The 15023-nt window shown below is 34.8% G+C and carries 12 protein-coding genes and 1 rRNA gene; all 13 read right to left on the bottom strand.

Going from position 1 to position 15023, the window contains the following annotated elements; all coding sequences use genetic code 11:
* Positions 1–22: 22 nt before the first annotated feature.
* Positions 23–2329 (bottom strand): AAA family ATPase, encoded by a 2307-nt coding sequence (locus AAGD59_RS00970; RefSeq protein ID WP_265027914.1) that lies wholly within the window; start codon positions 2327–2329, stop codon positions 23–25.
* A gap of 203 nt (positions 2330–2532) precedes the next feature.
* Positions 2533–3759, bottom strand: a complete 1227-nt coding sequence (locus AAGD59_RS00965; RefSeq protein ID WP_015589458.1) for a DEAD/DEAH box helicase — start codon at positions 3757–3759, stop codon at positions 2533–2535.
* Positions 3760–3794: 35 nt separating this feature from the next.
* Positions 3795–4046, bottom strand: a complete 252-nt coding sequence (locus tag AAGD59_RS00960) for a cold-shock protein (RefSeq protein WP_006279919.1) — start codon at positions 4044–4046, stop codon at positions 3795–3797.
* Positions 4047–4220: 174 nt separating this feature from the next.
* Positions 4221–5555: a TldD/PmbA family protein gene (locus AAGD59_RS00955; RefSeq protein ID WP_010081974.1), complete on the bottom strand. Its 1335-nt coding sequence runs from the start codon at positions 5553–5555 to the stop codon at positions 4221–4223.
* 18 nt (positions 5556–5573) lie between these two features.
* A complete protein-coding gene (gene atpG, locus AAGD59_RS00950; RefSeq protein WP_010081973.1) occupies positions 5574–6446 on the bottom strand; it encodes an ATP synthase F1 subunit gamma in 873 nt (290 codons plus the stop codon).
* A 198-nt stretch (positions 6447–6644) separates the two neighbouring features.
* Positions 6645–7865, bottom strand: a complete 1221-nt coding sequence (locus AAGD59_RS00945; RefSeq protein ID WP_007548692.1) for a hypothetical protein — start codon at positions 7863–7865, stop codon at positions 6645–6647.
* A complete protein-coding gene (locus tag AAGD59_RS00940; RefSeq protein ID WP_015589456.1) occupies positions 7862–8593 on the bottom strand; it encodes a hypothetical protein in 732 nt (243 codons plus the stop codon). The genes AAGD59_RS00945 and AAGD59_RS00940 overlap by 4 nt, the downstream gene beginning before the upstream one ends.
* Positions 8586–9815, bottom strand: a complete 1230-nt coding sequence (locus tag AAGD59_RS00935; RefSeq protein ID WP_012673387.1) for a lipoprotein-releasing ABC transporter permease subunit — start codon at positions 9813–9815, stop codon at positions 8586–8588. The genes AAGD59_RS00940 and AAGD59_RS00935 overlap by 8 nt, the downstream gene beginning before the upstream one ends.
* A gap of 133 nt (positions 9816–9948) precedes the next feature.
* On the bottom strand, positions 9949–11238 hold the full coding sequence (locus tag AAGD59_RS00930) for a sugar phosphate nucleotidyltransferase (protein WP_265027913.1): 1290 nt from the start codon (positions 11236–11238) through the stop codon (positions 9949–9951).
* Positions 11239–11350: 112 nt separating this feature from the next.
* Positions 11351–12589, bottom strand: a complete 1239-nt coding sequence (locus AAGD59_RS00925) for a hypothetical protein (protein WP_141456696.1) — start codon at positions 12587–12589, stop codon at positions 11351–11353.
* An 84-nt stretch (positions 12590–12673) separates the two neighbouring features.
* Positions 12674–13030, bottom strand: coding sequence for a succinate dehydrogenase, hydrophobic membrane anchor protein (gene sdhD / locus AAGD59_RS00920; protein WP_010963113.1), 357 nt, complete (start codon positions 13028–13030; stop codon positions 12674–12676).
* Positions 13027–13404, bottom strand: coding sequence for a succinate dehydrogenase, cytochrome b556 subunit (gene sdhC, locus AAGD59_RS00915; protein ID WP_015589453.1), 378 nt, complete (start codon positions 13402–13404; stop codon positions 13027–13029). Before sdhC ends, sdhD begins: the two co-directional genes overlap by 4 nt.
* A gap of 100 nt (positions 13405–13504) precedes the next feature.
* Positions 13505–15009: ribosomal RNA gene (locus tag AAGD59_RS00910) — 16S ribosomal RNA — on the bottom strand.
* Positions 15010–15023 lie beyond the last annotated feature (14 nt).

Raw genomic sequence — 15023 nt, 5'->3', positions numbered from 1 at the left:
GATGAAGTTCAATACAAGGATTTTAAACTATATCAAAAGCAATTTTATTTTCTACTTTATTCATATAGATTCTTAATTTCTTTCCTTTTATTAATTTACGATTCAGTATTTCTTCCGCTAAGTAACTTTTTATCTCTTTTTCAATAAGTCTCTCTATCGGACGTGCTCCCATTTCCTTACTATAACCCATTTGTACAAGATAAGATTTCACTTCATCCTCTACCAAGCAGTTTATGCCTTTTTGTGTCAGTTGCTTTTTCAGTTCTAGGACAAATTTATCCACAATATGCAAAATCACATCCGTACTTAAGTCGGAAAAAGAAATAATCGCATCAAGACGATTACGAAATTCAGGGCTAAAAACCTGTTCTATCGCTTTTTCACTATCACCAATGTTAAAATTTTTATGCCCAAAGCCAACAAAACTTTTGCTGCGTTCAACTGCTCCTGCATTAGTTGTCATAATTAAAATTATATTGGAAAAGTTAACTTTACGTCCGTAAGTGTCTGTAACGCAGCCATAATCCATAATTTGTAGCAATATATTATAGATATCGCTATGAGCCTTTTCAATTTCATCAAGCAGCACAACACTATATTGATTGTTAGATACAGACTCTGTGAGTAATCCACCTTGATCATAACCTACATATCCAGGAGGAGAACCAATCATCCTTGATATCGTATGAGATTCAATATATTCGGACATATCAAAGCGTATAAGATTCATGCCCATGCTTTCTGCTAATTGTTTTGCTAGCTCGGTTTTACCAACACCGGTTGGTCCTGCAAAAAGATAATTTGCTAAAGGCTTATTGTAATTTCTCAACCCAGATTTAGCAATTTTAATAGAACTAACAAGAGATTCTATTGCCTGCTCTTGGCCAAAAATCACCTTCTCTAGATTAGCTTTTAAAGATTTTACTTTCTGCAAATCATCAGATTCAGATCCACAAGGCACATTTGTAATTCTAGTAATGGTATTCTTAATATCTCTACTATTTACAATTTTACCCCTGTTTCTTAGCAATTTACAATATGCCCCTGCCTCATCAATAACATCAACCGCTTTATCAGGTAATATTCGCCCAGTAATATACTTATGCGAAAGTTCAGCCGCAGACCTAATGGCATTCTTTGTATAATATACTCCATGATACCCTTCATAGTAGTGCTTTATGCCATCTAGTATCTTTATCGTTTCATTAACAGAAGATTCTTTAACATTAATTTTTTGAAACCTTCTCGCTAGTGCTTTATCTTTTTCAAAACTAGCGCTGTATTCTCTATATGTAGTTGCACCTATACAACGCAGTGTACCTCTTGCAAGCGCAGGTTTGAGTAGGTTACCTGCATCAAGAAAGCTACCACTTGTAGAACCTGCTCCAATGATAGTGTGTATTTCGTCAATAAAAAGGATAGCACCTGGTTTTGCCTCAATTGCTTTTATTATAGATTTTATTCTCTCTTCAAAATCACCTCTGTAGCGTGTCCCTGCAAGGAGTGATCCTAAATCCAAAGCATAAATTATACTGGACCTGAGCGCACTTGGAACACTGCCTTCAATGATCTTGAGTACCAAACCCTCAACTATTGTTGTTTTGCCAACACCTGGGTCTCCAACATATAAAGGGTTGTTTTTTCTACGCCTCAATAATATTTCTATAGTGCGATTTAACTCATAATCACGACCAATAACATAATCTATTTTTTTGCTTCTTGCATAGTCATTTAAATTTTTACAATAACTTTGTAGAATTTCCTCATCTTTTAGTAGCTCACCTTTATTTACTGTAGTAGGAGCGTCATTATTTTTATCAAGTTTTACTTTATGATTGGTGGTGTATTCATCTATATCGCTCAAGTATTTCATATTAGATATATGGTAAATCAAATTGGAATCTTTCGCATTTTGTTTCTGCAATAGATTTTCAACGTATAAGTCTTGCCTAGACAAAATTTCTACTAGAACATTTGCTCCATTTATTTCTTTTTTTCCCAAGCTATGAGCCCGTATTATTGCTCTGTGTATTATGCATTGAAACATTGAGCTAGGTTTAACTCCACTGATAATCAATTCAGAACTGCTTTGTAAAAACCCTTTTATATTATTATTATAATCATTAGCCTTAATATTGCATCTTGATAGAATGTTATCCATACTGATGATTTCATCGGCTCTGATATTACATCTTGATAAAACGTAATTTACATCCACGTCTTTAGTTAACGCCAGCAATAAATGTTCTACTTTCGCATATTTAAGATTAAAATTAGAAGCAATGAATAGTGCTCTATTCAAACTTGCCTCTAAGTTTTTGGAAATCATCTCCTATTCTCTTTAAAAGTGGGAACTCATATATAATGAATAGCACACAATTATTAAAAAATTTGAAATCCAGCAGTTCGCTGTAGCCAATTTGAATCCCACTCTGGATCTACGTCATAGCACCGCAATATCTCAGCATAGATTCCGCTAATGAGTAGCGGAATGACGAGTTTTACGCTTATCAAATTGTAGGTAAATCCTATTTAATACGCTTTTTCTAGTACTCTGCTTTTCTTCTTAAATGCATTGATCTTTTTTCTACCGTATTTAGTCTTTAACGTACTTGGCCTTTTAAAGACCTTTTTGCTGTTACGTTTTTTAAATTGCACACTACAATCAAAATTTAGCTCTCCTTCTTTGTCTGCCAGTACAGGCAGTCTTCTCTTATCTTGAGGTGTAACAAAAGATAGCGCATACCCTTCAGCTCCAGCGCGTGCAGTTCTACCTATACGATGAATATAGTCAGCTTGCGATTGTGGTGCATCATAATTGATAACATGTTGAATGTGGGGAATATCAAGGCCGCGAGAAGCAACATCTGTTGCAACCATGATTTGATTACGGCCACGACGAAAAGAATTAATGACCCTTTCGCGCTTGTGCTGCCTTAAATCACCATGAATTGCTAAAGCGCTATAGTCATCTTTGTGCAATCTGTTAGCTAGCTGATCCGCTCCTCGCTTTGTTTTGACAAAGATAATGATTGATCCTTCGCGCTGACATAGTTGTGTAACAAGCTTTTCATATTTTTCTGATTCTGATGCATAAACAATTTCTTGCTTAATTTTTACAGAAGTTGTAACCTCACAATCAACAGAAATACGTTCTGGTCGATTAAGGTACTTCTCAGCAAGTTTTACTATATCTCCAGGAAGAGTTGCAGAAAACATAAGAGTTTGCCTTATTTTAGGCAAATGCTTCATAATTTCTTCAATCTGAACTCCAAAGCCCATATCAAACATACGATCCGTTTCATCAAGCACAAGAACGCTAACATTGCGAGTAATCAAAGTTTTACGCTCAATATGGTCTATAATACGACCAGGAGTACCTATTACAATTTGTGGTTTTTTCTGAAGCTGATTTAGCTGCCTAAAAATAGGCTCACCACCAATCAACAAAGCGACCCTTAGTGCAGAATTTTGAGATAAGAGTTTTCTTATCTCATTTGTTACCTGATGCGCAAGCTCTCTGGTTGGCACGATGACTAAAGCTGAACCAGTGTTAGGCTCATTCAGCAACTTAGCAACCAACGGAATAGCAAATGCTAAAGTTTTTCCAGTCCCCGTTTGAGCAGATCCGAGAATATCTTTACCTTGTAGCGCTAAGGGAATCGCTTGTATTTGAATCGGAGTTGGGACGAAAAGATTATTTTTATCTAGAGCTTGTCTAAGCGAAGCTGGGAGACCCATCTCATGAAAATTATTCACAATACGTTAATCCTGTTAAAAGACTTCATAATAGATTAATCTTCCAATCTTAAATTTATTGCAGATTTTTTATCTTCTCCGTTTCTACCGCGCTCCTCTTTAACCTCATAACTCACCCTTTCTCCTTTTATTCCCTTCTCTTTATTCTCTCCTTTAAGTGCCTCAGGTCTTATTCCCGAACGTTCCAATGTGCTAATATGTACAAAAACGTCACCCCCTTTACCTTCTGGCTTGATGAAACCATAGCCTTTTTCGGCATTAAACCATTTTACATTACCAAATTCCATTTAAACAACTCCTAAATTATTAACTAACATTACTAATGTGATGAAAAACTTTGAAATTACGATTGAGAATGCTTTAAGCTTAGCTATTGAAACTAAACCTTTATACTCCATAGTCTATTCTTAACATTACATGATAATAATACACAATTGTTGTACTTGATGCAAATAAATTTTTTAATCGTTAAGCGAACCTGCAACCGTCATTTCGCTAACTTTAATCGTTGGTGAATTAAATTGCCCACAAAAAGTTAGATCATCTGCAACGACTAAATTGCTAAACATATCCTTCAAATTGCTAGCAATGGTAATCTCATGTATTGGATACGTTATTTTTCCATTTTCTATAAAAAATCCGGAAGCGCCTTGGCTGTAATCGCCATTGATTAAATTGACACCAAAACCAAATAAATCAGTTACATATATTCCCTCTTTCACTTCCTGAATTAATTCTTCAAACGATACATCACCATTCTCAATGTAGAGGTTACTAGCTGCAGGAATAACTGCAGCATTACTTGCACGAGTTGCACTTCCGGTTGTTTCTGAATCTAATTTTCTAGCCGAGTATAAGTCTAAAATCCAATTTTGTAATATTCCGTTTTTTACAAATATATTTTTCTTGCTAGTTATCCCTTCTCCATCAAATGGTCTCGATGCTATGCCTCTTGGCAACAATGGATCATCGATAATATTAATTCTATCGTTGAAAATCTGAGCGTTTAAACTACCCCTCAAGAAAGAACTGTTGCTTATAATACTGCTCCCATTTATAGCAGAAGCAAAACTTTTTACTAGCCCTTTTGCTGCTCTTTTTTCAAAAATAACTGGAAATTTACCAGTTTTCATTGTACGTGAATTCAATTGATCAACTGCTCTTTTTGCTGCTTCTTTTCCCATTAACTCTGGCAACTTTAAATCACTAAAATTACATGCTATATCATAATCGTAACCAACCTTCATTTCACTTTCTCTTCCAGCAACAACAGAGACCTGATTAGCAAAGGTTGATTTACTAAACGAGCCAATAAAACCAGAAACAGTCGATAATACTGTATTCACTAAAGCGTATGAAGAAGAGGCTCCTTCAGAATTAGTGATACTCTTATGTGCAAGGGCTGAATTTTCTGCAGCTTCAGCAATTTCTTTTAGGTTATCAACGGTTACAACATTATTATCTGAGATACTTAAATCTGCAGAAGAGATATAATTACTACCATTTACAGCAAAATTAATGCAAGGATCTTCTGGCGCATTCTTTGCCATTTCTACCACTTGGCTTACTGTATCACTCAGATTATTCAAATCGTTTGTAGAAATATACGCAGCTTTGTTTTTACCTGCTATAGCTCTGATTCCTACAGTGCAATTTTTAGATTGTGATATTTGCTCAATTTTTGATAGACGCTGAGAAACTGAAGTCTTATTAGTTTCATATATTGTAACTTCCGCATCTTGATTTTGCTTTTTTATTAGTTTAGTAATATCTGCTGCAATATTTAATATATTCATTTTCTATTCCTTAGATTTCTATAAAGATTCTGCACCACCTATAACTTCAATTAAATCAGTCGTAATCGCTGCTTGACGAGAACGATTATAAAGCAATGCTAATTTGTTCAGTATCTCTTTAGTGTTTCTGTTTGCTGATTCCATAGCAACCATTCTAGCACTATTCTCACTCGTTGCACTTTCAAGTAAAGCAGAGTAAAGAGCAATTACAACGTAATCTTGAACCAAAGATTTTAAAATAAATTCAATATTTTGTGGTTCATACTCATAGCCGTAATCTGTTGTTGGACCAGCCAGAGAGCTATCAATCAAGGATGAGTCTTTACTCCATGGTTTTATTGTTTCCAACATTGGTTTTTGCGTGAAGGTATTATAGAATTTACTATAAAAAACTTTAACTTTATCGTATTTACTTAAATCTATACCATCAACCAAAGCTTCTACGTGCTTTAACGTGATTCCCTTACTATTTTCAATTTTTAAGATACTTTTAGAGTCAAATCTATTTTTACCTACATCAAAAGCTTTTTTACCAAGAAATACAATATCTACTTTTTTGCCATTTGCGATTGACTTATTTACACGCTCTTGACTAAATTTGACAATAGAAGAGTTAAAGTTGCCGCACAAGCCACGATCAGACGCAATAATGAATACTAGGTAAGAACCGTCGTTACTGACATTTAGAATTTTTGCCAGTAATTCTTGATCAACTGATAGCATTAATGAAAAAATAATGTTATGCAGCTTAGATACATATAATTTTGAATTTAATAACTTCTTTTGGCTTTGTAACAACTTTGCTGCAGAAACCATTTGCATTATTTTCGTGGTTTTCTGTACAGACCTAATATTCTTAATTCTTAAGGATAATTCCTTTAAGCTCTTCATTTTGTATACAACCCTGATTTATTAAAATATATAACTGTTAGTGTCTAAAAGCAAGTTTTTTTGACATTAAAACCAAGTCTAGCTAAGAAACTTGCAGGTTTATTGTTTGGAGATAAGGATTATATTAAGAAAGTGCTCTAACTTCAGCAATATCAATGTGAAAGTAGCCTAATGGTAATTTCTACACTTTGTGGAATTTTATAATATATAATAAACACAATTAAAACTATTACAACTTGAACACTTATGATCCCATTGTTCTAGTTCCCTGTTACAATTTTTACATTTCCAGCCTGGATCAGGCAAAGCTTCTGAGCCCATCTTGTTTAGCCAATAAATTACCTTGTCGTGTTCTTGCAATGTAACCTTGAGTTGTATTACAATAAAGTAGATTGACATGTAATTAGCTTTTTTCATAGCAGTGTCTAAATATTGACTTGCAAGATCATATTTACCTGAACTCATTGAGGACAAAGCAAGTAAACAGTAACTAAAATAATAATCAGGGCGTAAGTTGTATAGTCTTTCAGCACCTTTACTATTTAAATTGATGTACATTTTAGCTGACTGAGGAGTAGGATTTACTGTATACTCTGCCTCTAGCACTGCAGAAGCTTTTCTGATTTTTCCAAGTTTAATATATAATTCTGCCTTTAAATAATTGATGGGCTGAAAAATTGCACTATAACGTTGTGCTCTAAATAAAGACTTTATAGCCTCCTTAAAATTTCCTTTACTTTCATATTGCTTTGCTAAAGCGCAATAAAACACTGCAAACATTTCTTTATGATCAAAGGGGAGAAAAATATTGGACTTAACTGCTTCCTTCAACCTCAAAATTGCATTAATCCAATCTTCTTTCAATATGCAATGCTCTATTTGAAAGGGAATAGATAGCATTTTATCGTTAATTGAACTAGAGCAATATTCTATAAATTTTTGAAAGACTACTTTTTCTTGTTTGAGGTGGACAATCAGCTTATTGGCTAGAAGTAGAGCTAAGTTACGATTTTTATTTGCAATATTTGTTAAACCGTTACTGAAAAAGCTGTAATTTCCCGTCTTACCTGAGTTAAAGAGCTTTATTAAAGACAACCTATCGCTCTCCTCACTCAGACTTTTAACTAGCTTTTGGGCATTCTCTATATTGTCTAAGTCTATGCTAAAGAAAGCTTCAAAGAGAAGCAATTCTTCCCTATCCCTTCTTCTATTTCTTATGTTGGCAAATGTTGATGAAATGGAGGAAAAAAAGCGTACAAGTGTAATTAATAAAAATAATAAAACTACACAAGTAAAAATAATGAAATATAGATCAATACTTATAGTGTAATTGCCTAATTCCAATTTTATTACTTCACCACTTACCTTGACCCATATACCAAATAAAAACGAAAAAGCGAAAATTATAAAATAAATCATGAGATATATTGTAATAAGCGATGATATATTGTTGAAATATTCTTAGAAGCTACAATAAAACCATTCAATTTATTCAGCCATGGCTTGAATTCTGAATGCGTTAAATTGCTTACTGTAACAGTTATATTTTGCCAATCATTATCATTTATTGACTCCTCAATTTCTGCGAATTTTACTCTTAATGGATCATTTCGGTCGTCTACCTTTATCCAGTTTGAAATGATTTTTTTAGACAATGTACTTTTGTTGTAATCGATAGTATCAATAGTTTTTTCAAAAGATAACTTCAATTCGTGTAAGGTATTTATCTCTTTCAAATTTTCTAATTCATCTACTGCATTTTCTATCTCTGGATCGTCAAGCTCTGATATCAAAGGCTTTATTGAATTTATATGGTTATCAAATTTTGCTTCTCGCAATAACGAATTCTTCATTTTAACCACAAGTAATAGCAATTTTGCAAGGTTCTTACATCTTGAGTTATTATCACCTTGCTCACATTGAGTATGCTGACTTCTCTTGAGGTCAAATATCTTTTTTTCTATTCTAGATTGATTAACTTCAAGCAACATTCTAAATTCATCCATGTTTTCCGTTAAAGCTTTCACATTGTTTTCACTCTCTTGCTGATTTATTTTTAAAAAGATTATGTTATTTATTGTGATGTAACCGGTAAATAACAATACAATTAAGAACCAACCTATGTACTTTTGCTGAGTATCATTCATAACGTAGTATCTCCGCAGGATCTTGTGCAGCTGCCTGCAACGCAGGAGCAATTGTCGCTAAAAATGATAAGAGTAACGCAAGTGCAGAAATATTTACTACGTCTTGGGGTACTAATATCACTGGCAAACTTGAAAAAAAGTATATCATAGGATCAAACAGCTTGACGTTAGTAATGTTTTCTAAAAACACTCTAATGCTTTCGATATTGAGAGAAAAAACGACACCTATAATACAGCCAAGACAAGTTCCCGTAAAACCGATTAATAGACCACAAGCGCAAAATATACGCATAATGCTTCCACTTGTTGCACCAAATGTACGCATAATTGCAATCGCGGATTTCTTTTCTTGCACTATCATCATTAAATTTGAGATAATATTAAACGCTGCTACAACTATAATCAAAGTGAGAATTAAAAACATCACATTTCTTTCAGTTTTTAAAGCACTAAAATAATGGCTTTGCTGTGATTGCCAACTTTCAGCTTCCATTCCTATTTCTTTTTCTATAGCATCTGCCAGCTTATCAGCTCTAGTAACGTCGTCTACAAGTACTTCTATATTTTTTATGCTATTTTTATAATTAAAAAAGGCTTGTGCTGATTTTAGAGGCATATATATCAAGGTATTATCATACTCAAACATACCCATATCAAATATTGCTATAACTTTATATTTTTTCATTCGCGGCATTTCACCAAGTAATGCATCAAATTCTTCAGATGATATAAACGTAATTTCGTCGCCATAGTCAACGTTCAAAGCTTCTGCTAAGCGTGCTCCTATTATTATTCCTTCATCAAATTTTTTTACATCACCTATAATTACATTATTTGTAACGGCAGTACTATCAAGCAAGTCTTTAGTTGATACACCTCGCACTACGCTACCTGCAATTTTACCGTTTGCTACAATAATAACTTGATCATTGGTCATAGGAGTAGCTTTTAATATACCAGGAATTCTCTCAATAGATTTTGAAACTGCGTAGTAATCTGAATTTATGTTCCTATCAAAATAAACATTAATATGGCCATCAATGCCAAGTATTGAGTCAAGCAACTTTGCTCTGAATCCGTTCATCACAGACATCACCACTATTAGTGTTGCAACTCCAAGGGCAATGCCGATAATAGAGAACAAAGTCATTATAGAGCAAAATCTGGCATTTTTCGCTCGCAAATAGCAAGCAGCCATAGTAATTTCAAAGGCAATGGACATTACAAAATATTTTGAGGTTAAACATTATATTTTTGAAACTTCGTATAATTGTAGACTTTTCTTTATTTGAAAACTAGAGATTTTTGCTTCCTTAAATTTAGCAGGCTTATAGAGTATCTTTAACATTAGAATTTCAAAATCTTCCATATACATCATCCAACCTCACTATATCATTATCAGATAAATGCTCTCCTATCTGAAATTCAACTATTTCAAGTGGAGAGCTTATGCTTCTATTTTCAATCCTATGGGAAACTTCCCTTGGGATTTCTATCATATGGTCTTTTGCTATAGCATATTCTTTGTCTTCTAAACTAACATACCCAACTCCTGATAGCACTATATGGTATTCATCTCTATAGTGATGGAATTGCTTAGAAGTGCAGCTTAATGGATTTATAAAAAGATATTTTATAAGAAAATTTTCGCTCATTAAAATTATACTACAAAATCCCCATGGTTTAACTTCTTTCCTTATCACCTTTACTTTCTTAACTTTATGAATAAATGAAATTAGACTTTTGTTTGGTTGCTTACAAGCTCCACCCAATAAATTTTTATTACTTTTTGTCGTTGAAACTGGTTCTTTTTCTCTAATCACATGCTGAAATGACACCGGTTCTTTACTAAACTTCTCACTCAATTCTAAAACTGAATTCCAAGTTCCAACATCCAACCAATCGAAATTAGCTTCTATCATTGCAACGTTTTTTGCTTTCTCCATCACCAAGTAATCAATGGATATGCCTTCAATTCCTGCAAAATCTCGTTGTTTTAAATACAGAAATCTCTCTTGCGGTGTGAAATATTTAAAACATAAATTGTAAAGATTCGGGGCAGATTTTTTAATCTCATCTATGTAGCGTTTTGCTTTAAACACAAATATTCCAGAGTTCCAATAATGATCGTTACTTAACTTACGCTCGGGCTTTTCTGTAAAATCTTTCACTATATGACATTTTTCTTTCTGATCATATACTGCATTTATATAGCCGTATTCAGAATTGAATTCATGAGGCTTAACCCCAAAAGTGACTATAGAGTTAGTTTCAGAGGCTAACTTAGACGCTTTTTGAGTAGAAGCATAAAAACTATTCAAATCACCTATAAAATGTTCTGAAGGCAGAATTAACATTGTCTCGTTTTCATTGCAGAGAAGTGCAGCAATTAATATTGCCGCTGTTGTTCCAATTTTCACTGGTTCGAAAATCACTTTATATTCTTGCAGTGCATGCAATTCCTCCATCACTAATGACTCGTACTGTATATTTGTAGCAATTATGGGCGGCATATAATCGCTTTTTAGCCTCAACAAAGTGTTGTGAAACATAGTGTTCTGACTAAATATTTTCTGAAATTGCTTTGGCTTAGATAAAGGCCAAAGTCTGCTACCACTACCACCACACAATATTACAGGGCGCATTTAGTTAAGATATTAATTAAATAATTAATATCTTATACTGAGGGCAAAATACATGCAAGTTTTTGTTGTGGAATAGTTAATAAAGAAAGTAAATGTTGATTTAAAGTAATTGCTAATGAGAGTGATCATGTGTAGCGCCTTGCCCTTGCTGTGAATTTCTTCTATTTTGTAATTCCTCAACATGACCTTTTCTTTTATCACTTAATATTTCATTACCCTTATTTTGTTCTTCCTCAGGACTCTTTAGTATTTCATTACTCTTGCTAACTTCTTTATCATCCCCTTGTTTCTTTGGCCTTCTAGCGTTAAGCTCATCCCATGTGCCCACTAGTGAATCACGATTCCCATGATCCGGCTTTAGCCTTTCTTCACCTTTAATAACATTAAAGTCACTTTTTGCTTCTTCCAAACATCCTTTCAGTTGGTGTTTCCACATGGTGTAGTAAGCATCACCATATTTTTTCTCATTTGCTACAAACAATAAAATTGGAGCCTTAAGTATAGTAGCTCCCATATTCACTAAATTTTTTATTGCCATTGCAGGAGTAAATAAAAGATAACCAAAAGACTTTGCAATTGGGTTTTGTTCGCTTATTAAATACTTCCCTAACTTTATAGGAAGAGAAGTCAACAATTTAGTACAAACTTTAGCCAAGCTTGTAGCAAAAACGATAGGAACAGATATAAGACTTTTATCTAGCTCTAGATTACCATTCTGATCTCTAATTTCTGAAAAATGGGTGCTTAGCTTTTTGTCATCACTAGTGTATAATAATTCTCCATTTCTTCCTTTTTCATCAACAACTTCCTGAACTTTACCTTCTTTATTTTTCACCTCTTTAGTTAGCACAGAAGAGTTAGTTAATTCAAACGGATATTGAGGATTCTTAGTTTTTTGAGCTTCGAAAATTGGCGCGTGTTTTTTCAAATCCATTCTCGAAAAGCCTAATGGCTCAAAGTATGACTTATTTAACCAATCTATAGGAATTTGCTTACCCTGATTGTCTATATAATTGATAGTAAAATAAGATCTATCATTATCTTCATTTTTGGGAACTAAAGATAATCTGAAACTTGGTTGTTTTCTATTCTCATCTTTTTGACCATACAAAAGTTTATAGGTTGGATTTTTATCTTTATCTAGTATAGCATTTCCATGCATATCCCTGTTTTCTATGATTTTAGCAGACTGTACAATTTGATCATAATTTTTTGGATACTGGCATTTCCTTCCATCATACATCATTACCTTTCTAAGGTCTTCGACGTAAACTTGAGATTCAGGTGAAGTAAGCAGACCTTTTGCTTTAAGTGTAAGATCTATTGCTCCCTTTTTTAATGCTTCAAACATATTGTCAAACCAAAATCGCTATAATGCTATAGTTCAATAATAAAACTAGTACACTAATAATATATTAACACAGCACCGGTGATTTTACAAGAAAATATGCCTGTAGAAGATAAAGATTGTAAAAGCGAGGGTTATATAAGTAATGCTTGATAAGTACTTTATGCATGTAATTGTAAAAATCCTCAAAGGTACGCTGTGTATATAATCTTCGCATACTACCTGCATTCCAAGAACTGCGTGCCAAAAAATGCAAAACAACAATACAACAAAAAATAAAAGCTCTAGAGGGTGATTAATAAATTTTTCACTAAAAGACAAAGAGCTATCAGTATAAAATGTGCAAGAAAATGAATAGATAAACCAAGGAAACAGGAACAGTAAAATTACCGCAGAAACACGCTGAACCCACCAATGATGTACTGAATTTCCAGACTGACTCATATAAACATAAATAAAAAAGCCATAGTAGAAAGAAGTAGCGTTACTGTCAGCAGTATAGCACCCCTTGAAACGCCAGTAATTTCTAAATTAAGCCCAACATCCCACAATAAATGACGAATACCATTAAGAAAATGATATACAAAACTTATAAAACATAAGACATAAGCTAATTTAGCAACAGGAGTGAATAATAATGCATTTAAGTACCTTACTATAAGTAACTCAGGAAAGTAAACATGTAATATGAAATACCAAGAAAGTATCATTAATAAAAGGAATAGCAAGATACCAGTCAATCTATGCATAATAGAGAAAAAACTAGTAACTTGTACTTTATATATTTGTAAATGTGGAGAAAGAGGTCTATCACTCATAAAATTCCGTTATCGGGAAATTAAAATAAAGTAGAAGTAAAGACAGCAGTATAGCACATAACAACACCATCATTAAAAATGGTAAATTATGTGCAAAGCCTAAGGAGGTAATCCAGCTGCAGATTCCCCTACTGCTACCTTGTTACGACTTCACCCCAGTCACCGATCCCACTTTAAATAACTCCCTCCTTGCGGTTAGGTCGTTAGCTTCGAGTGAAACCAATTCCCATGGCGTGACGGGCAGTGTGTACAAGACCCGAGAACGTATTCACCGTGGCGTGCTGATCCACGATTACTAGCGATTCCAACTTCATGCACTCGAGTTGCAGAGTACAATCCGAACTGAGATGGCTTTTAAGGGATTAGCTTAGCCTCGCGACTTTGCAGCCCATTGTAGCCACCATTGTAGCACGTGTGTAGCCCACTCCATAAGGGCCATGATGACTTGACATCATCCCCACCTTCCTCCAGTTTATCACTGGCAGTTTCCTTAAAGTCCCCAGCATTACCTGATGGTAACTAAGGATGAGGGTTGCGCTCGTTGCGGGACTTAACCCAACATCTCACGACACGAGCTGACGACAGCCATGCAACACCTGTGTGAAACCCGGCCGAACCGACCCTATCCCTTCGAATAGGTATAATTTCCATGTCAAGGAGTGGTAAGGTTTTTCGCGTTGCATCGAATTAAACCACATGCTCCACCGCTTGTGCGGGTCCCCGTCAATTCCTTTGAGTTTTAATCTTGCGACCGTAGTCCCCAGGCGGAATGTTTAACGCGTTAGCTGTAATACAGAAAGTAAAACTTCCCATATTTAACATTCATCGTTTACAGCGTGGACTACCAGGGTATCTAATCCTGTTTGCTCCCCACGCCTTCGCGCCTCAGCGTCAGATTTGAACCAGATAGACGCCTTCGCCACTGGTGTTCCTCCTAATATTTACGAATTTCACCTCTACACTAGGAATTCCTCTATCCTCTTTCAATCTCTAGATTAGCAGTTTTAAAAGCAATTCCAAGGTTGAGCCTTGGGATTTCACTTTTAACTTACTAATCCGCCTACGCGCCCTTTACGCCCAATAATTCCGAATAACGCTAGCCCTCTCCGTATTACCGCGGCTGCTGGCACGGAGTTAGCCAGGACTTCTTCTGTGAGTACCGTCATTATCTTCCTCACTAAAAGAGCTTTACAACCCAAAGGCCTTCTTCACTCATGCGGCATGGCTGGATCAGGCTTTCGCCCATTGTCCAATATTCCCCACTGCTGCCTCCCGTAGGAGTCTGGACCGTATCTCAGTTCCAGTGTGGCTGATCATCCTCTCAGATCAGCTATAGATCATTGCCTTGGTAGGCTATTACTCCACCAACTAGCTAATCTAATATAGGCTCATCTAATAGCAATAAATTTTTCCCCCGTAGGGCGTATACGGTATTAGTTGCCGTTTCCAACAATTATTCCGTACTACTAGGTAGATTCCTATACATTACTCACCCGTCTGCCACTAAGTTATACCATAGCAGGCTACAATATAACTCCGTTCGACTTGCATGTGTTAGGCCTGCCGCCAGCGTTCATTCTGAGCCAGGATCAAACTCTCAAATTTAGACTTCAACCTAT

Origin of the sequence: Wolbachia endosymbiont (group A) of Cephus spinipes (assembly GCF_964026895.1) — a bacterium.
In the GTDB taxonomy this organism is placed as follows: Bacteria; Pseudomonadota; Alphaproteobacteria; order Rickettsiales; family Anaplasmataceae; genus Wolbachia; species Wolbachia pipientis.
The sequence above is the reverse complement of the archived record's forward strand: the minus strand, read 5'-3'. Positions and strand labels throughout refer to the sequence as shown.

Bases quoted from the DNA above. Each gene is read 5' to 3' on its own strand.
- AAGD59_RS00930 (WP_265027913.1), bottom strand. From the start codon at position 11,238: ATGCGCCCTGTAATATTGTGTGGTGGTAGTGGTAGCAGACTTTGGCCT.
- AAGD59_RS00970 (WP_265027914.1), bottom strand. From the start codon at position 2,329: ATGATTTCCAAAAACTTAGAGGCAAGTTTGAATAGAGCACTATTCATT.
- sdhC (WP_015589453.1), bottom strand. From the start codon at position 13,404: ATGAGTGATAGACCTCTTTCTCCACATTTACAAATATATAAAGTACAA.
- AAGD59_RS00940 (WP_015589456.1), bottom strand. From the start codon at position 8,593: ATGAATGATACTCAGCAAAAGTACATAGGTTGGTTCTTAATTGTATTG.
- AAGD59_RS00925 (WP_141456696.1), bottom strand. From the start codon at position 12,589: ATGTTTGAAGCATTAAAAAAGGGAGCAATAGATCTTACACTTAAAGCA.
- atpG (WP_010081973.1), bottom strand. From the start codon at position 6,446: ATGAAGAGCTTAAAGGAATTATCCTTAAGAATTAAGAATATTAGGTCT.
- sdhD (WP_010963113.1), bottom strand. From the start codon at position 13,030: ATGAGTCAGTCTGGAAATTCAGTACATCATTGGTGGGTTCAGCGTGTT.
- AAGD59_RS00935 (WP_012673387.1), bottom strand. From the start codon at position 9,815: ATGTCCATTGCCTTTGAAATTACTATGGCTGCTTGCTATTTGCGAGCG.
- AAGD59_RS00960 (WP_006279919.1), bottom strand. From the start codon at position 4,046: ATGGAATTTGGTAATGTAAAATGGTTTAATGCCGAAAAAGGCTATGGT.
- AAGD59_RS00945 (WP_007548692.1), bottom strand. From the start codon at position 7,865: ATGATTTATTTTATAATTTTCGCTTTTTCGTTTTTATTTGGTATATGG.
- AAGD59_RS00955 (WP_010081974.1), bottom strand. From the start codon at position 5,555: ATGAATATATTAAATATTGCAGCAGATATTACTAAACTAATAAAAAAG.